22 protein-coding genes are annotated in these 21,423 nt (G+C 45.0%); 11 read left to right on the top strand and 11 right to left on the bottom strand.

Annotated features, from left to right (window positions below):
* The first annotated feature begins 60 nt into the window (after positions 1-60).
* From P5683_RS14220 to P5683_RS14200, 5 genes are all read left to right on the top strand, one after another.
* Positions 61-1,836, top strand: a complete 1,776-nt coding sequence (locus tag P5683_RS14220) for an NACHT domain-containing protein (protein WP_315640226.1) — start codon at positions 61-63, stop codon at positions 1,834-1,836.
* 89 nt (positions 1,837-1,925) lie between these two features.
* Positions 1,926-3,152, top strand: coding sequence for an NAD(P)/FAD-dependent oxidoreductase (locus P5683_RS14215; RefSeq protein WP_006668791.1), 1,227 nt, complete (start codon positions 1,926-1,928; stop codon positions 3,150-3,152).
* A 2-nt stretch (positions 3,153-3,154) separates the two neighbouring features.
* On the top strand, positions 3,155-3,460 hold the full coding sequence (locus P5683_RS14210; protein WP_008051524.1) for a PspC domain-containing protein: 306 nt from the start codon (positions 3,155-3,157) through the stop codon (positions 3,458-3,460).
* Positions 3,461-3,513: 53 nt separating this feature from the next.
* A complete protein-coding gene (gene bchM, locus P5683_RS14205) occupies positions 3,514-4,203 on the top strand; it encodes a magnesium protoporphyrin IX methyltransferase (protein WP_006625114.1) in 690 nt (229 codons plus the stop codon).
* A 44-nt stretch (positions 4,204-4,247) separates the two neighbouring features.
* Positions 4,248-4,664: a hypothetical protein gene (locus P5683_RS14200; RefSeq protein ID WP_006625113.1), complete on the top strand. Its 417-nt coding sequence runs from the start codon at positions 4,248-4,250 to the stop codon at positions 4,662-4,664.
* 84 nt (positions 4,665-4,748) lie between these two features.
* On the opposite strand, the gene P5683_RS14195 is transcribed toward P5683_RS14200, so the two are convergent.
* A complete protein-coding gene (locus P5683_RS14195; protein ID WP_006625112.1) occupies positions 4,749-5,348 on the bottom strand; it encodes a VOC family protein in 600 nt (199 codons plus the stop codon).
* Between the two features lie 132 nt (positions 5,349-5,480).
* Between P5683_RS14195 and P5683_RS14190 the strand changes: the two genes are divergently transcribed.
* Complete coding sequence (locus tag P5683_RS14190) at positions 5,481-5,915, top strand: gamma-glutamylcyclotransferase (protein ID WP_006625111.1); 435 nt, start codon at positions 5,481-5,483, stop codon at positions 5,913-5,915.
* A gap of 7 nt (positions 5,916-5,922) precedes the next feature.
* Here the strand turns inward: P5683_RS14190 and P5683_RS14185 are convergent, their stop codons facing one another.
* From P5683_RS14185 to P5683_RS14160, 6 genes are all read right to left on the bottom strand, one after another.
* Complete coding sequence (locus P5683_RS14185) at positions 5,923-6,468, bottom strand: anti-sigma factor (RefSeq protein ID WP_006625110.1); 546 nt, start codon at positions 6,466-6,468, stop codon at positions 5,923-5,925.
* Between the two features lie 164 nt (positions 6,469-6,632).
* Complete coding sequence (locus P5683_RS14180; protein ID WP_396442569.1) at positions 6,633-7,292, bottom strand: sigma-70 family RNA polymerase sigma factor; 660 nt, start codon at positions 7,290-7,292, stop codon at positions 6,633-6,635.
* A 79-nt stretch (positions 7,293-7,371) separates the two neighbouring features.
* Complete coding sequence (locus tag P5683_RS14175) at positions 7,372-7,833, bottom strand: molybdenum cofactor biosynthesis protein MoaE (protein WP_006625108.1); 462 nt, start codon at positions 7,831-7,833, stop codon at positions 7,372-7,374.
* A gap of 42 nt (positions 7,834-7,875) precedes the next feature.
* Positions 7,876-8,931: a polysaccharide deacetylase family protein gene (locus tag P5683_RS14170; protein WP_006625107.1), complete on the bottom strand. Its 1,056-nt coding sequence runs from the start codon at positions 8,929-8,931 to the stop codon at positions 7,876-7,878.
* A 175-nt stretch (positions 8,932-9,106) separates the two neighbouring features.
* A complete protein-coding gene (locus tag P5683_RS14165) occupies positions 9,107-10,681 on the bottom strand; it encodes a bifunctional pantoate--beta-alanine ligase/(d)CMP kinase (protein ID WP_006625106.1) in 1,575 nt (524 codons plus the stop codon).
* Between the two features lie 78 nt (positions 10,682-10,759).
* Positions 10,760-11,707 carry a septal ring lytic transglycosylase RlpA family protein gene (locus tag P5683_RS14160; protein WP_006625104.1) on the bottom strand — a complete coding sequence of 316 codons (948 nt, stop codon included), beginning with the start codon at positions 11,705-11,707 and terminating at the stop codon, positions 10,760-10,762.
* Between the two features lie 351 nt (positions 11,708-12,058).
* Here P5683_RS14160 and purM point away from each other — a divergent pair, with 351 nt between their 5' ends.
* On the top strand, positions 12,059-13,084 hold the full coding sequence (gene purM / locus P5683_RS14155) for a phosphoribosylformylglycinamidine cyclo-ligase (protein WP_315640223.1): 1,026 nt from the start codon (positions 12,059-12,061) through the stop codon (positions 13,082-13,084).
* An 87-nt stretch (positions 13,085-13,171) separates the two neighbouring features.
* The gene (gene menB, locus P5683_RS14150; RefSeq protein WP_006625102.1) at positions 13,172-14,005 is read left to right on the top strand and encodes a 1,4-dihydroxy-2-naphthoyl-CoA synthase; all 834 of its coding nucleotides are present in this window, start codon (positions 13,172-13,174) and stop codon (positions 14,003-14,005) included.
* A gap of 29 nt (positions 14,006-14,034) precedes the next feature.
* On the opposite strand, the gene P5683_RS14145 is transcribed toward menB, so the two are convergent.
* Both P5683_RS14145 and P5683_RS14140 read right to left on the bottom strand, forming a co-directional pair.
* Positions 14,035-14,316, bottom strand: a complete 282-nt coding sequence (locus tag P5683_RS14145) for a hypothetical protein (RefSeq protein ID WP_006668788.1) — start codon at positions 14,314-14,316, stop codon at positions 14,035-14,037.
* Positions 14,317-14,571: 255 nt separating this feature from the next.
* Positions 14,572-15,171, bottom strand: coding sequence for a DUF721 domain-containing protein (locus P5683_RS14140; RefSeq protein ID WP_006625100.1), 600 nt, complete (start codon positions 15,169-15,171; stop codon positions 14,572-14,574).
* 33 nt (positions 15,172-15,204) lie between these two features.
* Between P5683_RS14140 and P5683_RS14135 the strand changes: the two genes are divergently transcribed.
* The 3 genes from P5683_RS14135 to P5683_RS14125 all read left to right on the top strand — a co-directional run bounded on the left by P5683_RS14135 (position 15,205) and on the right by P5683_RS14125 (position 19,381).
* Positions 15,205-16,425, top strand: a complete 1,221-nt coding sequence (locus P5683_RS14135) for a hypothetical protein (protein WP_006625099.1) — start codon at positions 15,205-15,207, stop codon at positions 16,423-16,425.
* A 223-nt stretch (positions 16,426-16,648) separates the two neighbouring features.
* Positions 16,649-17,296 (top strand): PspA/IM30 family protein, encoded by a 648-nt coding sequence (locus tag P5683_RS14130; protein ID WP_006625098.1) that lies wholly within the window; start codon positions 16,649-16,651, stop codon positions 17,294-17,296.
* A gap of 66 nt (positions 17,297-17,362) precedes the next feature.
* Positions 17,363-19,381: an adenylate/guanylate cyclase domain-containing protein gene (locus tag P5683_RS14125; RefSeq protein ID WP_046319401.1), complete on the top strand. Its 2,019-nt coding sequence runs from the start codon at positions 17,363-17,365 to the stop codon at positions 19,379-19,381.
* Positions 19,382-19,395: 14 nt separating this feature from the next.
* On the opposite strand, the gene P5683_RS14120 is transcribed toward P5683_RS14125, so the two are convergent.
* On the bottom strand, positions 19,396-19,734 hold the full coding sequence (locus P5683_RS14120; protein ID WP_228116347.1) for a DNA primase: 339 nt from the start codon (positions 19,732-19,734) through the stop codon (positions 19,396-19,398).
* Between the two features lie 154 nt (positions 19,735-19,888).
* Positions 19,889-21,217, bottom strand: coding sequence for a S8 family serine peptidase (locus P5683_RS14115; protein ID WP_006625095.1), 1,329 nt, complete (start codon positions 21,215-21,217; stop codon positions 19,889-19,891).
* Positions 21,218-21,423: the final 206 nt, after the last annotated feature.

Below are 21,423 nucleotides of genomic sequence, written 5' to 3'. Positions count from 1 at the left end.
TTCCTCTCCGTGATCAATCACGGAGCTTCCAACCCTCCCAGGAGTTTTACGTGATTATCAATGTATTTTGACCAATCATACTGGCGTACACAAATTCTCAAAATTCAACAAGATGATGTAGTAGTTCGTTTGCACAATTCCCTCCACAGTGATCAATTAATTTCACGGGTGGCTAAACCCGAAGCAGAAACTAATGGCAGAATACCCCAATTATCCCTAACATCCTCGTTAAACCCTGCATTTAGGGAACAATGGCGACACCAACTCCCGGAACATATTTTTACCAGAAAAGAAGGCGAAGAACCCCAACAAACAGTCCTAGATATATTTAAAGTATCCCAGCAGAAACTATTAATTTTAGGGAAACCAGGAATAGGAAAAACCACCCTACTTTTGAAATTAGCCAGAGATTTAATTAAAATCGCCGAAGAAGACTCAGATAGTGCTATCCCGATTTTATTTGAATTAGCTACTTTGAACAATCCTAAACAATCTATTGATAGTTGGCTGGTTGAAGATTTAAAAAATCGCTATAATTTACCCAGATTTATTGCCAAAAAATGGCTGAAAAATGGTAAAATACTGCCTCTTATTGATGGATTACAACAAGTACCTTTTGAGAAACTAAGTGAGTTTTTCAATGTTCGAGATGGAGTAGTTTGTTGTCGTGATGACCACTATTTACAATCGGGAAAAACTATTGATTCTTTACAAGGATTAGTGTATTTACAACCATTAACTGATCAGCATATTCATAATTATCTCCACTCTTTAGACGGCGGACATATCTGGGAGGTAATACAAAACGACAAAGGATTGCTCACCTTAGCTAGTATTCCCTTATTCCTGGATTTAATAACTGTGATTGATAGGGAAAATTTATATCCTCAAATAGATAGTTATTTGTTTCATAATAACGATGCTGATCTCAGTCAATTGCAGAGTGATTTATTAGATATCTATATTAGCCAAAGGTTAACTAAAAACCTACCCAACACACCAGATAAATCTCATGGCATTTTGAACCATGAACCCGTCATGGCTAAACGGTATCTGCGATGGTTAGCCAAGCGTATGCAAGCACAAAATCAGTCAGAGTTTGTACTACACCAAATCGGACATAATTTCTTGGGTAATAAACTGTTGGAGTTTATTTATCTGATGATTCTTGTGTTGATTTTTGGCGCGACAATCGGCATTCTTATTGGTACAATACATAATTTTTTATGGGATGTATTTTCATCAGGATTTGTGGGGTTGATTGCTGGCATACTAGCTAATGATTTCAACCCGCATTTCTTAAATTATGGTTGGTCTAAAATTAAGAAGGGGGTAATTTTTGCTATGGTAGGCGGCATAATTACTGCCTTAATTGCTGGGATAATGGGGCAGTTGATTTATGGGTTTATTTATGGATTAATGGCTGTCTTGATTATCCTGGCGCTGTTTCCCTTAACTCAAATGGGTATAACTCATATCAAATATCCGAATCAGCCGATTAATCAAGCGGCCCAAAATAGCCTGGTGATGTTCTGTATAGCCTGTCCAATAGGTATAAATTTATCGATGTTATATCTGTATATAACCGGGGAATATATCACCATATTATCAGCAATAATTCCGGGAATAGCCATAGCCTTAATGTTTAGTTTGTGTTTAGGAGGTGCAACTATAATCGAACACTATAGCCTGCGCTGGTTTCTGTTGGATAAAAAAGTAATACCCTGGAATTATGTGGAGTTTCTTAATCAAGCCTGCGATCGCCAAATTCTCCAAAGAGTAGGGGGAAGATATCGTTTTGTCCACGACCTGCTGCTAGAACATTTGGCGGGATAAGTATTCCTGAATTGTGCCTGATATTTACTCAGCATTTATCTGTGGTATTTATCGGGTACAATTATTAATAAAACTTTGAGAAACAAGACATGATCGAAGTCATTGTAATTGGTGGTGGGGCGGCGGGTTTTTTTGGGGCGATCGCCTGTAAAGAAACCTACCCTAAAACCCATGTTACCCTATTAGAAGCTGGAAAAACTCCCCTAGCCAAAGTTCGTATTTCTGGCGGCGGACGCTGTAACGTTACCCACGCCTGTTTTGACCCTGTGGAGTTTATTCGCAACTATCCCAGGGGTAACAAAGCCTTGCGCGGACCTTTTACTAGGTTTCAAGCTAAACATACCGTAGACTGGTTTACCCAGCGAGGAGTTAAGTTAAAAACCGAGGCTGATGGTCGAATGTTCCCCATAACTGATGATTCGGCAACCATTGTTAATTGCTTATTAAATAGCGCCCAAAATGCGGGAGTCAAAGTCAAAACCGGGGCGGCGGTTGTGGGTATTACTCAACTTGAGCGAGGCTTTCAAGTCTGTTTAAAATCCCAGGAAGTTTACCAATGCGATCGCCTATTACTAGCCACAGGAAGCACTCCCGCCGGCTATAATTTTGCCCAAAAATTAGGACATACTATCATCCCCCCAGTTCCCTCCCTATTCACCTTTAATATAGCCGATAAACCCTTGCAGGAATTAGCCGGAATATCCGTAGATTCAGTGAATCTAAAACTAACCGGAACCCCCTTAACCCAAACCGGACCCCTGTTAATTACTCACTGGGGAATTAGTGGACCCGCCGTCTTAAAATTATCAGCTTGGGGGGCTAGATTTTTGCAGGAATGTCGTTATAAAACCCCCTTAATAATTGATTGGCTACCAGAATTAAATATAGACCAATTGCGAGAAATTATCCTCCAGACTAAATCTGAATTTGGCAAGCGATCGCCATCTTCCCACTGTCCGATTAATTTACCCCGTCGCCTCTGGCAATATCTAATTATCCGAGTAGGAATCAACCCCCAACAACCTTGGGCGGAACTATCTAAAAAACACTTAAATCAACTCATCGAAGAATTAAAACGCAGTCGCCATCAAATCACTGGTAAAGGAGTCTTTAAAGAAGAATTCGTCACCTGTGGCGGAGTCAACCTGAAAGAAATAGACTTTAAGACCATGGGAAGTCGGCGGTGTCCGGGGCTATATTTCGCCGGAGAAATTCTTGATATTGACGGCGTGACAGGAGGCTTCAATTTTCAAAACGCCTGGACAACCGGATGGTTAGCCGGACAGGGGATGGGCGGTTTTCCGAACCCCAATTAATCATGAAGCGATCGGGAATTGTTCCATCAGAAATTGAAGTGATCACTGTCAACCAAAACGATCGCCCATTAGAGGAGGACACCATGAAAAAATTATACCGCAGCCGTGAACATTGCCAAATCGCCGGAGTAGCCGGAGGAGTCGCCCAATACTTCAATGTTGACCCCTTGCTAGTGAGACTCACCTTTATTATTTTAGGCCTATCCGCCGCCCCCGGCATTATCATCTATGCCATACTGTGGGTATTAGTACCGAAGGAACCCACCCTTCTTGAGGAATTTGAGGATAGCAAAACCTCCAAATTGTAACCCCTAAATGGTAGAATCAAGGGTTGGACACCCTTTTCACAGCAGGCAGTTTCATGAGTGTGGTAGACGATAAAACCGTTGTTCGGCAGTATTTTAATTCAACGGGCTTCGATCGCTGGCAAAGAATTTATGGTAACGGCGAAGTCAACCGGGTACAGCGGGATATCCGCGACGGACACCAGCAAACCGTCGATCGCGTCATAGAATGGCTGCAAGCTGATGGAAACCTAGGCGGCTTAATGGTATGTGATGCAGGCTGTGGAGTCGGAAGCCTCAGCATACCCTTGGGAGACGCAGGGGCGATCGTTTCCGCCAGCGACATTTCCGAAAAAATGGTCGCCGAAGCATCCCAACGCGCCAGAAACCAACTAATCACCCGCGCCAGTAATATCAACTTTATGGCGCAAGACCTAGAAAAATTAACAGGTCGCTATCACACGGTAATTTGCTTAGATGTGTTAATTCACTATCCCCAAAACCAAGCAGCAGAGATGATCTCTCATCTATGTTCCCTCGCCGAAAACAGGATCATTCTGAGTTTCGCCCCCAAAACCTTAGCCCTGAGTATACTTAAAAAAATTGGCGAATTTTTCCCTGGACCCAGCAAAACCACCCGCGCCTATCAACACCGGGAGGCAGATATCATCAAAATTCTCTCAGATAACGGCTTTACCGTTAGCCGAGAATCGATGATTTCTACCAGGTTTTATTTCTCACGGTTGTTAGAAGCCATACGCTGTTGATATTATTAATTTAGCCTCAATAAGGAAGTCAGGGGGATGAAACCATGCAGATATTTAAGCTGATAGTCGCCAGTTTCTTGATTCCCCTGGGGTTGATATTCTGGTTATCCGCTGCTACGGAATTAATTAGCCCCACCAACATATCAGATAATCCCTGGGGGAAAGTGGCGGGGGGGTTGATTTTGGGCAGCATTCCCCTGTTTATGGGGGGGTGGTTTATGTGGGAATGGTATCGCGAAAGACGCAGGGAACTCTACCGCCGCCAAAGACATAAGCGATCGGTATTTCTGCACCTAATTCGAGATCATAGAGGCTTAGTAACGGTTTCTAGCCTAGCCAAAGCCGCCAATATATCTCCCCAGGAAGCTCAAGCATTTTTAGACAGGGCGGTGGCTAAATATCACGGCAATTCACCGCAATTAATAGACGGTGAATATTATTATTTGTTTGATATTGATTAATCACTGCCCAATCTTCCCATTGAAACCCACCAGAGAGACAAGTTAAACCTTGTCTCTTTTCGGTTCATTATGGCTATTTACGGGTTAGTTTTTCACCTCATAAAACTCTAACACCCGTCCATCCCAATCCTTCACCAAAAAATTTAGAGGTCTTTCACTGCGGATTTTAAACTTGAGGGCTTGGGTTTGTACCCGCATCAAAATTTGGTCTAAACAATCGCGATCGAAACAAACATGGCGATGGCGATTTTTTGGACCATAACTAGCACCACTGATAATATGAAGTTGTGTATTTTTCATCAACTGATACCACAAGCCATCAGAAGCCCCTAAATCTTGGTTATTAGCAGTTGATATGTTAGTGGAAAGGTACAAAGGATCGATGCCAGTAGCTCCCCAAGTTTGCTCATAATTATAGTAGTAGTGTAGGGGAACATCAGCCACTGGCAAATTTAGCAACCCCTCATAAAACTGTCTGGCCATATTTAAGTCAGTGACCATAATGGTATGAACCTTGGGGGCGCTAGTCAGGAACATCCACATAGCGACAGCATAAGCGGCCAGTAGCATCACCATTACCCCTTGAGTTGAGAAAATGCTGTCGAGGCCCAATTCGGGTAAAAAAGCACCTAGGGGCAGTGGATGCGGTAGGAAATTTTCTATAATGCTAGTGGCTAAAACCATGAACGATAATAGAACATAAAGAACTGAACTGGATAGCTGTAGCTATGAAAGGTTGCGGGTGCAACATAACTGATAACGCTTTCAGGCCTATTCCAGATTTAGTGATTATCTTAACAAACATTTTGGCAGGCGATGAAACCCACAGTCACCGAAAACGATCGCATAAATGATCTCATCCATGTATTTGTCTACGGGAGTCTCAAACCCGGCGAGTTCAATTACAACCGTTACTGTCTCGGACGCACCATAGAGGAATTACCAGCGTGCGCCCTAGGTGAATTATATTCCCTCTCCCTAGGTTATCCAGCCATGACCACAGGGACGCGCTGGGTATCTGGAGTTATCCTATCCTTCACAGACCCCAGCCTTCTCGCCGACCTCGATCGCCTGGAAGACTACCAAAGCGATCGCCCACCGGAGCAAAACCAATATCAACGCCGCCGCATTCTCACCTACACCCCAGATCTAAAACCTCTGCGTGAGACCTGGGCTTATTTCATGTATCCCCAAGTAGTTAGCTCCTTTCAGGGAGTCTTGATTCCCTGTGGCGACTGGAAACCCAGCTAGAATTAACCTAGGGGTGAGCTATGGGACCTTTAGGAATCACAATCAGCGGTTGATCTATGGTCAAACTAACCGCCTCTGGATTTACAATGGGTAGCAAAGGCTCATTCAGAGCAATTTGTAGTGGTTCCGACTCCACCCGGTTCAACTGAGCAAAGAGAGTACCACCCCCACCAGTGGGAGCCCAACTCGCTAAAACCGCCAAAAACAGAGCGGCGATCGCACCCCCACCACTGACCACCATCAAATTATTCCGGCGTTCAACCTGGTTGAACACAGCACCAGCCAACTGTTGGGCGGATTCAGTATTTTTCGGCCCCGGCATTGAGTGCCAACGCGATCGCAGTTGCATCATTTGCAAATAAGCCGCCTTATATTGGCGATCAATATCCAACCGCTGCTGAACCTGGCGGCGTTCTGCTGGTGTCGCCTCACCATCAATATAGGCTGAAAGTAGCTCATAATACATTGGTTCATCCCAAGTCCCTTCTCCCTGGGACTCAGGATGCCAATTCGGATTTAAATTTCCTAAGCGATCGTCATGGTTAGACTTCATTGGGACACCCCCCTAAAACGCAAGCAGAAATCGAAACCAACGGTCCAACCTTTTTGAATTTAATCGGGGAGAAAATGTAGAGCCACAAAAATCAACAGACCGCCGGTTTCTGACCATTAACTTCCTATTATATTCCCTCCAAACGGAATTAGTCATCATCTCAACTAATCATTTAGATAAGGTTGTAGTTGAGATTGTAACCGCTGACGCGCCCTAGCAATACGAGACTTAACAGTTCCTAAAGAAACTCCGGTGATTTCGGCAATTTCCTCATAAGCTAGGCCTTGAATTTCCCGCAGCACAATAGTAGTGCGGAACACCTCGGGCAAATCAGCGATCGCCTCTTGTAGATGATCATAAAACTCTCTAGTCGCTAAATCCTCATCAGGACCCGGACGATCTGCTGGCAATTCCCATTCCATCTCCCCATCATCAACAGTACGAGGAGCATCGAGAGACAAAGCCGGTCTCACCCGTTTCCGTTTCCGCAGTTCATCATAAAATAAATTAGTCGCAATCCTGCTCAACCACCCTTGAAACTTAGCAGGTTCCTGTAGTCGCTTAATATTGCGGTAAACTCGAATCCATATTTCTTGGGCCAAATCCGCCCGATCTTGCCAATCAGGCGCTAGGTGAAACAGAATCTTATCCACATGGGACTGATAGCGGCGTAATAGTTCTGTAAAGGCAAGACGGTCTGGTTGCAAGCCTTCCTGACATCGTAGAACTAGATCATAGTTCGACAGCTTTTCAGGAGATAATTTAACTTCGGGAGCGGTTGCCGACCCGGAAGACCAGGATAGGGGTACAAATTGACTGATCATGGTTTCAAATTTGCGTATTGAGGCAGGCTGTTGATGTTTGACGCGACATGAACGGATTAAGTTCCTAATGTTCATCTGGTTAGCAGGTAGCTTCACATAAGCCAATACTAACCCAACTACTAGATCCGTCAACCCAATGTTCCTTTTTCCAAATCGGGGCATTATGCTTTAGGGTATCAATGGCATACTGGCAAGCCTCAAAAGCCTCTCGGCGGTGAGGACAACCCACGGCCACCAATACACTAATATCCCCAATTTGTAGATGTCCGATCCGGTGTTGTATAACCACCCGCGTTACATCAGGCCATTGAGTTTTAATCTGTTCGGCAATTTCCTGGAACACCCGCAGCGCCATGGGCTGATAGGCTTGATATTCCAGGGACTTAACCGGTTTGCCGTCCGTTTGATTGCGAACCATGCCACTCATTACCACGATCGCACCATTGGCCGGATCGTCCACCAGATTATAAACATCTTCCAGGGACAACTGCCCTAGGGAAATGGCAAAATCTGACTGAGTTGGTAAAGAATACAGGTTCATTGTTTAATTATTTCCATCTTCGGCAATGTTAATCAGGATCTTCTAATAAGGTAAAGGGGATTGATACATCGGCATTTCGTCACTCTCCGACATTTCTCGAGCCTTTTGTTCCTGGCTGGCGATATCTTCATCACTCATATACTCATCCGCAATTTCCAACAGTTCCGGTATTGTTACAAACTCATAACCCTGCCGTTTCAATTCCGCAATAATTCTGGGGAGAGCCGCTACTGTAGGCGCACGGTTCCCGCCTCCATCGTGCATCAGTACAATGCCACCGGGTTGGGCTTGAGTTAAAACATTACGAGCGATCGCATCTGTACCCGATCGCCAATCCGCTGAGTCCACAGACCACATAATATTAGCTTGATTTTGGCTATGAACATACTGAACCAAACCATTAGTCATTACCCCCCCCGGCGGTCTAAATAGAGCCGTTTTAGTTCCTGTCACCTCCTCAATTAAATCCCCTGTACTATTAATCTCCTTCGCCGCTTCCGCCTGACTTACTTGATGATAACGGTGGTTCCATGTATGATTAGCCAAGGCATGACCTTCATCTGCTACTTTTTTGGCAATCTCCTTGTTGTTATTCAAAGCCGCCCCAATTAAGAAAAAAGTCGCCTTAATATTATTTTTTCTGAGAATATCTAAAACCTGTTCCGTCGTTCGCGGCCAAGGACCATCATCAAAAGTCAGAGCAATAACTTTCCGTTCGGGTGGCAAATTAACCTCTTTTATAGTAGTTCCTTGGAATCGTTGAGGAACCGAAAAAGTAAAGCGTTCATTTTCTAACTCGTTCAAGGCGCTTTGTGTTGATTGTAACCTTTGAGTTAGAGCCAGTTTGACCCCAGGTATTCCTAAATTAGGGACAGGTAGCTGTCTTGAATTATTAGAGTTTTCTACCTCTCCTTGTGTCTGTCTCTCAGCCGCTACTTGCTGACTTATTGGCGGCTGATATGTAACTCTCGCTTCCCGGTCTATATGTAAAGTCCAAGGTAAAGCTACACCCATCACAAAACTACTTAATGCTGCCAATATTGCCAGAGTTAAAACTCTTTGTTGGCGACGATATACTCTGTAGTAAGGCTGAACCACGTCATATCTCCTTCACACCAATTAAATTTTCTGTTAATTTTCACTAGGTAGTTATTATTGGGGAAATTGATCTACAATTACCCTAGGTTACTACAGATTACGCTAATCCCAGCAGATTCACCGGAATTTTAGATAAGTTCAATCCCTGAGACAGTAGCTCTATCTCGGCTCTCCCTTAAACCCCATTACTGGAGCCAGGAGCATCATCATTTTTCAGATGTTCTGTATATAACCTAACAATTTCATTAGTAACTTGCTCAATACTTAGTCCATCGGTACTAAGTTCGATCGCATCAACTGCCTTTCGCAGTGGAGCAATAGTTCGGTTACTATCCAATTCATCCCGTCGGATAATGTCCTGTTTAATCTCTTCTAAACTGGTATTTAAATCACCCTTTTGTTGTAATTCCAGATAGCGACGCTTGGCTCGTTCTTCCACAGAAGCAGTCAGAAAAATTTTCAACTCAGCATCGGGGAAAACATGAGTGCCAATATCGCGTCCTTCCGCCACCAAACCGCCCCGACGACCTAACTGCTGTTGTTGTTTAACAAGACCACGACGGACTGCCACCTGAGCAGCGATCGCCGATACATTGCGGGTAACTTCCTGGGTACGGATCGCCTCAGTCACATCAGACCCATCTATCAAAACCCTAATTTGATCTTGATCAGGAATCAACTCAATCCGTGAACCACTAACCAACTGAGCGATCGCCGGTTCATCATCCACAGATATTTGAGACTGAAGCACCTTCCAGGTAATAGCGCGATACATCGCTCCGGTATCAAGGTACATCAAATTTAAAAGTTGTGCAATATGACGGGTAACAGTAGACTTACCCGCTCCGGCCGGGCCATCGATCGCCACAATAGGCTGGCGAGTATTGAGCATAATATTATCAATCAAACGAGTATTTCCCACAGAGGCGGCGATCGCCAAAAGTCCTATTTCCTCAACAGTTTCCAATTGAACTAAAGTATCTGGCGCAACCAGTTCCAAATATTCTAGCTTCACGCCCGGCACTCTCGCCAGAATTTCCTGCGCCGCCTGTAGCAGACCCGCACGCGATCGCACTCCCTCACCGCATCGCCGCCCCGCCGCCTGCAAAGCCTTATATAAAACTGTAGCTTGCTGTTTCTGTTCCCGTGTCAAATACTGATTACGGGAACTATAAGCCAGTCCCGAAGCCTCTCGAATAATCGGACAGGCCACAATCTCAATCGGCCAATTCAAATCCGCCACCATGCGCCTAATTACCGCCACTTGTTGAGCATCTTTCTGACCAAAATAGGCGCGGTTGGGTTGAATTAAATTAAACAATTTAGCCACAATAGTTGTCACCCCCTGAAAATGTCCCGGACGGGATGCACCACACAGCCGGGACGTGAGCGAGTCAGGGACAATCACACAAGTTTGTTGAGATAAGCCAGTTTCTGTGTTTCCCGTCTCCTCAGAGCCATAAATCTCCTCAACCGACGGAGCAAATACCACATCAACCCCATTTTCCCGACCAAGTGCTAAATCCGCCTCCAAATTACGGGGGTACTTTTGGAAATCTTCCCTAGGTCCAAATTGTAGGGGGTTAACAAAGATGCTAACCACCACTAGATCAGAGCCATTACGAGCCTGACGAATTAAGCTCAAATGTCCTGAATGTAAACCCCCCATAGTGGGGACTAAACCTATTTGCCGATTATGGCAGGCTTGGGAATACGATCGCCAAGCCGCAACAGTTGTAAACAGGCGCATAAAAGTAGTTGTGGGTGCAATAATTGCACCCTAATATCAATCATTCCCTTCATTGTATAGGGAACAGCACCATCCACCTTAATTAGCTGGCGTGATCACCTCCACCGTTACCGGAGCCACCCCACTGCTAATCATACCGATCGCCTGTGCTGCTCCAGCAGACAAGTCAATAATCCGACCTCCGATAAATGGGCCTCGGTCATTAATTCTCACCACCACAGAACGACCGTTATGCTGATTGGTAACACGGACTTCTGTACCAAAAGGTAAATAACGGTGAGCCGCAGTCATAGCATATTGGTTGTAGCGTTCACCATTAGCCGTGCGGTTCCCATGAAAACCAGGACCATACCAAGAAGCCCAACCCTGGAGACGATTAGCCACAGAACGCACAGCTACTGTAGTCACTTCCGGCTCTGGTCTTCCTTCAATGTCGCTGAGGGGTGGCGCATTACCTACCTGTCTCCGCAGGCGGTTAGTAGCTTGTAGTGCATCTGTAGCCAGATCACGGGTATTGTCGGGGAGGATAGTATTACCATCAATGGCTACTAATTTTTCCTCACCTACTTGGATCACATAATTTTTTTCCTGATCATTCCATCGGACTCTGATGGTATCTGCATCAATATTGTCTCGACTGATCTGATTAATTTTGACCGCGACATTATTGGCTCTAGCGACTGGATCGCTGGCTTGTGTGGGGTAAGCCACTATTAAATTACCAGTTGAACTCTCAGCTACATTGACAGATTGATAGTTGATGGGGCGGGCTGTCGTTTCTGAGGGGTTTTGAACAAAGGTGAGAACGGGGATATTACGAACGAAGAGGGTTGCAGCTTGTTTGTCGTCTAATTCATGGGTTTCAATTTGGGTGATGTTCCCCTGTGATCTGGCTAATTGCTCAACATGGCTTCTCCCATCACTTTCTGGACATAAAAGGCGATCGCATTCAATTTCAGCATAAGCTGGCGCGCAAACTGATAGAACCAGTAAAGAAACTAGACCACTCCAAGGTTTTGCGTTCATAAATCTTCTATATGAAACAACCACGTTTGAACTGAAATTGACTTAGACCCTACATGGCAGGCTATGACACCCCCATAGTCATCGCTACTCAATTTCCTGTTCGCTTGGGTTGAAGGAACTGCAACACACTAGCACGAACTTTTCTATTTGGGGATCTAGTCTGGGGGCATAGTTTGCCGTCGGACTGACAAACTGGACAGTTTGGTTCCGGCCCAAATTCCCGGTCATCAAGACTTGGGGTAATTTCTACTGACGCAATACTAAGTGGTTCCAAAAAGTATTAAAGTTTCTTATAAGCCTTATAGGAGAGTTCGCGGGCCAAGCCTGAACACAAAAAAACAACAATCAATTATGGATTATCGAGAAGCTGGTGTTGATGTGGTAGCGGGTCGGGATTTTGTTAACCGTATCCGCGATCTGGTACAGGGAACTTATCGCCCAGAAGTATTGGGTGGTTTAGGGGGTTTTGGCGGCTGCTTGGAGTTACCCACAGGCTACCGTCAACCTGTCCTGGTATCTGGTACTGATGGTGTGGGTACTAAGCTAAAGATCGCTCATGCTGTTGACCGCCACGATACTATCGGTATTGATTTGGTGGCTATGTGTGTTAATGATGTGTTGACCTGTGGTGCGGAACCTCTGTTTTTTCTCGATTATCTGGCTACCGGAAAACTAGAACCAGAACAATTAACCCAGGTGGTCACCGGAATAGCTACCGGTTGTCAACAAGCTGGATGTGCTTTACTGGGGGGAGAAACGGCCGAGATGCCGGGGTTCTATCACCCAGGTGAGTATGACGTGGCTGGGTTTTGTGTCGGTATTGTCGAAAAGCAACAGTTACTTGATGGTAGTCAGGTGAAAATCGCAGATGTGGCGATCGCTTTAGCTAGTAGTGGTCTCCATAGTAATGGCTTTAGTCTCGTTCGTAAGATTATCGCCGATCGCCAAATTGATTGGAATGACCGCCCTACTCAATTTGAGGGTCAAACTGTTGGCCAGGTCTGTTTGACTCCTACTCGCATTTATGTCAAACCTATTCTGAATGCTATTGCTAAGGGTTTACCCATTCATGGTATGGCTCATATTACTGGCGGAGGACTACCGGAAAATTTGCCCCGAGCTATTCCGGAAAATGCTGCTATTCGCATGATTCCCCACAGTTGGCCGATTCCTCCCATTTTTACCTGGTTGGCGGAATTGGGAGATGTTCCCCAAAGTGCTATGTGGGAAACTTTTAATATGGGTATTGGTTTTGTCGTTTTTGTCCCACCCGATCACGCCTCAGAGGCGATCGCATTCTTTCAATCACACCATATCCCTAGTTATACCGTCGGGGAGGTCGTCCCTGGAAATCGAGAATTAATTGGTTTGGAATAGCAACAGGAGAAGTTTTGGCTAAAAAAAAGCTCCTTTGAGATACAATGATATTTCGCCATCAAATACCAAAGCGACCTTAGCAAAGCAATGTCCATTCAATGGCAGACCGCTAAAACTTACCAAGATATTCTTTATTGTAAGGCGGACGGAATCGCCAAAATTACCATTAACCGCCCGGATAAGCGCAATGCTTTTCGCCCGAAAACGGTATTTGAACTGTATGATGCTTTTACAGATGCCAGGGAAGATCAGGCGATCGGTGTGGTTCTGTTTACCGGGGCTGGTCCCCATACAGATGGCAAATATGCCTTTTGTTCCGGCGGCGATCAGACTGTGCGCGGAGAAGCTGGTTATATTGATGATATCGGTGTCCCCCGTCTCAATGTTCTCGACCTCCAACGCCTAATTAGATCAATGCCTAAAGTCGTTATCGCCCTGGTAGCAGGTTATGCGATCGGCGGTGGTCATGTTCTCCATCTCATTTGTGATTTAACTATAGCCGCCGATAACGCTATTTTTGGTCAAACTGGGCCGAAAGTTGGCAGTTTTGACGGCGGCTTTGGGGCGAGTTATATGGCTCGTGTTGTCGGTCAGAAAAAAGCGCGGGAAATTTGGTTTCTCTGTCGGCAGTATAATGCCCAACAAGCCTTAGATATGGGTTTAGTTAACTGTGTCGTTCCCGTTGATCAGCTTGAGGCTGAAGGGGTCACATGGGCGTTGGAGATTTTGGAAAAAAGCCCGATCGCTATTCGCTGTTTGAAATCCGCTTTCAATGCTGACTGTGATGGTCAGGCGGGGTTACAGGAGTTGGCAGGGAATGCCACTTTGTTGTATTATATGACTGAGGAAGGAGCCGAGGGAAAACAGGCGTTTTTGGAAAAACGAAAACCAGATTTTCGTCAGTATCCATGGCTTCCTTGACCGCTTTCGCGCTAAACAGCGATCGCTTCTCAGGGTTGATCCCTTGAAGCTTCTAATTCTGGGTGAGTTGCAGTTATATTTGGGAAGTCTCCCACCATTGCTTCTCGTAGGGTCGGGAGAGTTTGATTCAGATGAATTACTGTATCCACCGTTTCCCAAGAAGGTGCAAAGACGGGAAGTGCTAGGGGACAAGCTTTCCAACTGCCCTGGACCGGAACGTGGAGTTGATGGCATAGCCCGCCACGTCTCCCCTCAGGAGTGTAGTGTTGACAACAACGACAAGCAGACGTTAACAGGTTTGAAGCTCCCATAGCAGGCTTCCTCGCTCAAGAATGATCCAATACCTATATTCTCGTATATCCTTGATCCCTGCCTATAATCCGTCATCCCTTATCCAGTATGCCTTAGAATCCGTTTTTATCGTTCAGGAAACTTTATAATTGTTTTATATTCTCTTCATATATAGATACAAACTTAGCTAATTTGTTAAAGAAATGTAAAGCATCGGGGATCCAGTTTAAAGACATCAAAACCAATTGGGGATCAATGCTAATTGATTGAATCCCCTATTCGTCTTGGCATTTATCAGGTGTCAGGAGTTCGGCAAAGCAAATGTGGCAAACAGACCAGCGTTGTAGTTCACCGGGAGGGGTGGGGGATTGACATCGAGGACATAGGGGCCAATGTTGCGATCGCCTTTGGATTTTGCTGGCCCAAATTTCCCAAGCAGCGATCGGCGTTTTCGGTGCAGCCACATCCTCAGATCCCCTCTGCTCAATAGTCCCAAATTCCCCATTAACCGGGATAGTGCTGGGATGTTGTTGAGTCTCCTTGGTTTCCGTCAAAGCACCCGCCGCCAAAAGATTAGACCCATCAGACCACTGAGCCGTGGAAAACTTGATATCATGCAAAGGATCACACAGCCACTGATTTAGGTGTCGGACAATTTGCTTACGCCTGAAGGTAAGCTCCTGAGTCCAAGCCGCGCTAGAAGTAGCTACCTGCAGAATATTTCGGTAAATCGTTATGGGTCGAGTATGAGCCTGTGCTGATTTTCCGACCACATCAGGCCAATGGCTAACTACTAGCTGAAACTGCTGTTGTTCCGGGGTGAAAATCCGGTCAGCAAAGGTATTTATAATCTGATCAATGGATTCAAAGTTCAATTAAAATCAACCCCATTTTCCAGGAATTTTGTTATGAGCCAATCTTCTCAAATTGAAACTACCTCCTCCCCCCCCCAACTACAACCAGTCCTCCAATCGGTTTTGGAAAGCCTAGACGTAAAACTAGAGCAGGAACTAACCCGCTATCGGCGATATAGAAGGCAATCTCAATCTGATAATCAGCAGCCTAGGGAGCCATCTAATAACCAATCGCAATCATTTCCAGGTGCGATCGCTCCTCCTGTCAGAACTCCAGAATTACCCGCAAGTCAAGCAGAACCACAGCGCCCCCCCACAGGCTGGGAATCAGTCGTCTTACCAGAACCCGCTCCCATTGTTCCCCATAGCCAAAACCAAACAACAGCCAACGGCAATGGTTCCAGCGTCGAAACCTCAAGCGCCACCTCACCGTTAGGCTACCTGGAATCGACCGAAAAACTGATTAGCAGCATCGAAAAACGTGCCGAATATAGAAAACAGCAACGCAGTCAAAGTTGGACTAATAGATTATTTACCCCCTTGGGGATGGTCTCTATGCTGCTGCTGTTTATTTCTAGTGCCATTTTAGGCTATGTCGTCACAGGTGGTGCCGGCTTGCAAATACTAGGCTTCAATCGTCTGTTTAGGGATTCTATGACTCCTACTTCTGAGCCAATGGATGCCAACAGAGTAGAACCGACATCTCCTAACCTGGCTACCCAGGAGTTTGTGGAGTTAGATCTCAATACCCTCAGTACCATCAATCCTAATCCTAACCCCCCTACCACTGCACCCCAAGCCGCTCCACTAGATGGCAGCGCAACACCTCCCCCCGCTCCATCTCCGTCTGTGGTGATTCCCACTGGTCCTGGACTTAATAACCTATCCCAGGAACTGTTACCTCAACCTGTCGCACCTACACCCGCACCCGCAGCACCCGCAGCACCCGCAGCACCCGCAGCACCCGCAGCACCCGCAGGCGGAACTACCCCCCAAGCTAATACTCCCACCCCGGCGAATACTCCCACCCAGGTTAATGCTAATCCTGTGAGGGCTGAAGATGGATTCTATTATGTGGTAACAGATTACGACAATGATGCCAAGCTAGAAACAGTGCGCCGAGTGGTTCCTGATGCCTACATCCGCAGATTTAAAACAGGTGTCAAAATTCAAATGGGTGCTTTGGGTGATGCGGAATCGGCTAAACTCCTCGCTGAAGAATTACGAGCCGCAGGAATTGCCGTTCAATTTGATACCCCATCACCAGGAGAGTAATCTTAACCATGGTTCACATGATAAGCCCTCCTGGTAACTCCGAGGTATTAATACCAGTAGAACCCACTTAATTGCTGATCATTTTCGGGGAACGAAAGGCTACAATAAGGACAGGTTAACCTGCTAGGTATTGCTGCTATCTGTGGATAGTATCATGCTTCGCGCCTGTCCGTTGACCATCTCTGAATATTGGTCAAGTGTTCACCTTTTCAGGTCATAATAAATGCAACTCCTGAATCAAGTTTGGCAGATGGTTGGCTCCCATGTTAGCCGCCTATTTAACCAAACTAAAGATCCTGACCAACTGCTCAAGGAAGCTATAGACCAAATGCAGTCAGATCTAGTTCAACTACGACAGATCATAGCTGATACCCGTAGCACCCAAAAACAAATAGAACAGGATTATATTGATGCTGAAAAAAGTGCCCAGGAGTGGCACAAAAGGGCTCAGTTGGGTCTGAAAAAGGGTTCTGAATCGGTAGCACGGGAGGCTCTAATTAGAAGGAAATCTTACTTACATACAGCTAGTCAGATGCAAGAACAGTTGCAGATACAGCAACAAATTTTGGCACAACTTAAATCTAATTTACGAGAACTCTCGGAGCGTGCAGCTAATGCTAAAACTCAGCGGGATCTGTATCGGTCTAGATCCTATTCTCTGGAGGCTTACCAACGTTTGAATGAAATGGAGGAAAGCCTTGATTATACTAGGATTATAGACCGCCTTGAGGAGCGAGCTATTGAATTAGAAGTGCGATCGCAAGAATTAATCAGCCGGGGAGATGAATACAACTATGATAACTATTCTGATGCCGAAATTGAAGCTGAGTTAAATGCTATGAAAGCTCAAATCCGATGGCGATCGCATTGACCATCAAATCCTATCAATATTTCACGGGTTCAGTTTAGACATCTTGGGAGGCACTACTAATCAATCATGCGCTTATTTATTATTCCCCCCATACCCAAGTTATCTTTGCGTCTAGTCTTAATTGTCCCTTTTTTGCTACAAATTACCATAGCTTTCGGATTAACAGGATGGTTATCTTATCGGAATAGAACCCGCGCGATGAATGACCTAGCTACCCAGTTACAAGTTGAGGTTAGTAACCGGATTAAACAGGAAATGAATACCTATCTGGAAACTCCTCACTTGATTAATCAAATTAATGTTGATGCTATCAATCAAGGGTTAATTTCCATAGATAACATTCCCGCACTAGAACGCTATCTATGGACACAATTACAGCAGTTCCCCACCGCCAGCTATATTGGTATGGGTATGGAAAACGGGGATTATATTGGCGCGGGACGCTATGATGATGGTTCTATTGAATTTGATATTTTAGCTGATAGCACTAATCGTCAGTTAGAAAAATGGTTAACAGATGATCAGGGGAACCGAACTGAGTTGGTGAGTTCCCGGGATAATTATGATCCTAGAGTTAGACCTTGGTATCTGGTCGCGGTGGAGGCGGGTAAGCCGGTTTGGAGTGAGATTTATGGGTATTTTGGCTCCCAAGCCTTAGTGGTTTCTGCTAATCGACCAATTAATGATCCGGAAGGAAATTTACTAGGTGTAGCCAGCAGTGACCTAACTTTAAAGCGAATTAGTGAGTTTCTCGGTACCTTAGAAATTGGCAAAACCGGACAAACATTTATTGTGGAACGTAATGGTTATTTGGTGGGAACTTCTACCCTAGAAAAAACCTTTATTACTGATGAAGAAAATCGCGACACTGAAAGAATTTTAGCAGCGGAAAGCAGTGACATAATGACCAGAGAAACTGCCCGATATTTGGCTAATAAATTAGCTTATATTAGTCAAATAGATAATCACGATCGCCTCAGTTTTTATGCTAGTAGTCGGCGAGAGTTTGTCCAGGTAACTCCCATGATTGACCCTAGGGGAATTGATTGGTTAATTGTGGTGGTGGTTCCCGAAGCGGATTTTATGGAACAGATCCATGAAAATACCCGCATCACAATTTTATTATTTATGATGGCGTTAGTGTTAGCGATAATTTTGGGTATTCTGACTGCTAGATGGATTAGTGAACCGATTTTACGCCTCAGTGAAGCCTCCAGTGCTATTGCTAGTGGCGCTCGTAATGCTACCGCTAGTGCTGAGTTAAATCAAAAGGTAAAAGTTGAGAAGATCCGAGAATTGGGGATGTTATCTGAATCCTTTAATATGATGATACAGAATTTGCGGGATTCATTTATTGCGCTAGAAAATACTAACCGAGAATTAGAACAACGGGTATTAGAAAGGACGGCGGCGCTGCTTCAAGAAAAGGAGCGATCGGAAGAGCTATTACTTAATGTTTTACCTAAGCCTATTGCAGACCAGTTGAAAGCCAATAAAAAAGCTATAGCTTCTGCTATTGAAGAAGTGACTATTTTATTTGCTGATATTGTGGGATTTACCCCGCTGTCCGCACGGATGCACCCCATTGATTTAGTGAGTTTACTTAATGAAATGTTTTCGATTTTTGATCACCTAGCCGAGAAACATAAATTAGAGAAGATTAAAACCATTGGCGATGCTTATATGGTGGTGGGAGGTTTACCACTACCGCAAGATAATCATGCGGAGGCGATCGCTGATATGGCTTTAGAAATGCAAGCAGCAATGAAGCAGTTTCAAGGTAGTTATTTAGTGGGTTCAGAATCCTTCCAAATTCGCATTGGTATCAATACCGGCTCCGTGGTAGCTGGGGTAATTGGGATTAAAAAATTTATTTATGATTTATGGGGAGATGCGGTTAATATTGCTTCCCGCATGGAATCATCAGGAACACCGGGTTCTATTCAAGTCACCGAGGAAACCTACAATCGCCTGAAGAAGAATTATATATTTAAAGAACGCGGTCCTATTCCGGTCAAAGGAAAAGGACAGATGACTACTTATTGGTTATTGGGGAAAAAACCAGTAGTAGATATTTCCTCATGATTACCATCTATCTATCAGTTAATATCCTGATCCTCAATTATCGATTTAACCGCATTAGATTGACTAAGGACATAAACACCAGCCACAGTTATTTCAACGGGAATCGTACCCAGTAAACTAGGGCTTGGGGCGAGTAATTTACCATTATACTGATTCAGAATAGGCTTAATCTGATTAAGGGAACTTTCCGCCGCCTTTTGTGTAGCAACCATTTCAGCTTTTCGCTGTTCAGGAGATAGACGTGGCGATCGCTGATGATTTGATGGGGGAACCTGGAGGAAAACCAAAACCCGGATTTTTTCCTGAGACTTGAGACGCGCCAAACGAGCAGCAAATTCGGGGCTAATTTTCATATCGCGGTTCTCCCTAACACAAATGTTTAATGGGGTTAATGGGGGGAGCGCTGCTGGGTTAGCATCTCCTAGCACCACCCCCAGCAAAGTCAATCCAATTATGCCGTATGGGATCATCACAATTACCCCCCCCTAACTAATATGATAATTAAACCTATTTCAGAGCTTGTAGAGCTTCCCAGGGCTTAATTAACCCCCATCCCCAACGGTTATCCGGGCGCATTTGTTCTCCCCCAGGATGTTCGGCGGTTTCTCGCAACACTTCCACAATTTTACTCACCGGAACATCAGGTTGTGCAGCTAACAATAGCGCCACCACTCCAGCCACGTGGGGAGTCGCCATAGATGTACCATCCATATAAGTATACTCAAAAGACCCATTAGCCTGTTTAGTGGGAGGAACAGCCGAATAAACCTGAGCCCCAGGGGCTGATACATCAGGCTTAGTCACTAAGCGGTTAGGAGCATCATCTGGAAATACTAAACTTGCGCCACTGCTAAAAAATGTAATTCCCAGTTCAGAATTAGGGAGCATTTCCACCGCGCCGATAGAGAAAGCATTATGAGCATTTCCTGGACAGCTAGTATTACCATGATTTTCGTTACCGACCGCCACCACTGGGAGAACATCATATTGATTGATCAGCATATCGAAAACCTGAGCAAACAGAGGCTCATAGTAACTCATACCCAAGGACATATTAATCACATCTGCCCCATTCTCAATTGACCAGGAAATACCCTCAATTAAGGTTCGCAGGGTGGCATTACCAATCAGAACCCCTCCCGCCAGTAAGTCAGCTTCTGGGGCGACACCAATTGAAACCCCACTTTCCGTTTTACCACCAGCCACAGTACCACAAACGTGGGTTCCATGATTTCCACCGTCAAAGGAAGGGGTAGCGGTAATTCGTCGCCCTAAAGGGTCGATGACTACAAACCCTTTCACCCGGTCTTTTAAGGCTGGATGATCTCCATGTACTCCCGTATCGAGAACGGATACTGTAACTCCTTTCCCTTTGGTTTTTTCCCACATTTTGGGAATTTCTAAGAGTTCTAATCCCCAGGTTAATTTGTTGTTTTCTTCCTGTCTCCGTAATTGTTGATAGTCAATGGCGCTAGGTTCAATTAATTTGATTTTTTGGTTGGGTAAAACCGCTACCACTCCTGGCTGTTCCACTAAAGCTGGTAAAGTCTCTGCGGTCACTTCTACTGTAGCAATGGGTAATGCACCTGAACCAATAGCAGATACATTGAAGTTTTGACCGACAGCACTTTTATAACTGGCTGCTAGTTTACTAACTTCGGCTTGGTGACTGGTGGCCGTTTGCTGGATAGTATTAAATCTTTGTTGAGAGTCACGCGGCGCGATATTTGTGGGGTATTGTCCCTGGAAAATTACGATCGCATCTTGTTTCCCTTGGGGGTCGGTGTTGGATAAAAACGGAGCAAAAGCTGGTGAAATTTTGGGGTTAATGGTCATTATCTTATGTCCTGTGAATTGATTTAAATTGCCTAGGTAGACAGGTTCACTAATCTGGTTTAGGATGACCCTGGTAATCGTGAAACCATTGCCTACCCCTTTGACTATTTGACCCCAGTTTACTCAGATAGTGACATCTGGGGTGAAGGGTTCCTGATACATTTACGCGACATTTATCCGGCTATTGCCTGACAATGCGACGATAG

Source organism: Limnospira sp. PMC 1279.21 (genome assembly GCF_032349615.1).
Classification (GTDB): Bacteria; Cyanobacteriota; Cyanobacteriia; order Cyanobacteriales; family Microcoleaceae; genus Limnospira; species Limnospira fusiformis.
Note: the sequence above shows the minus strand (reverse complement) of the source record. Positions and strands in the feature narration are given on the sequence as shown.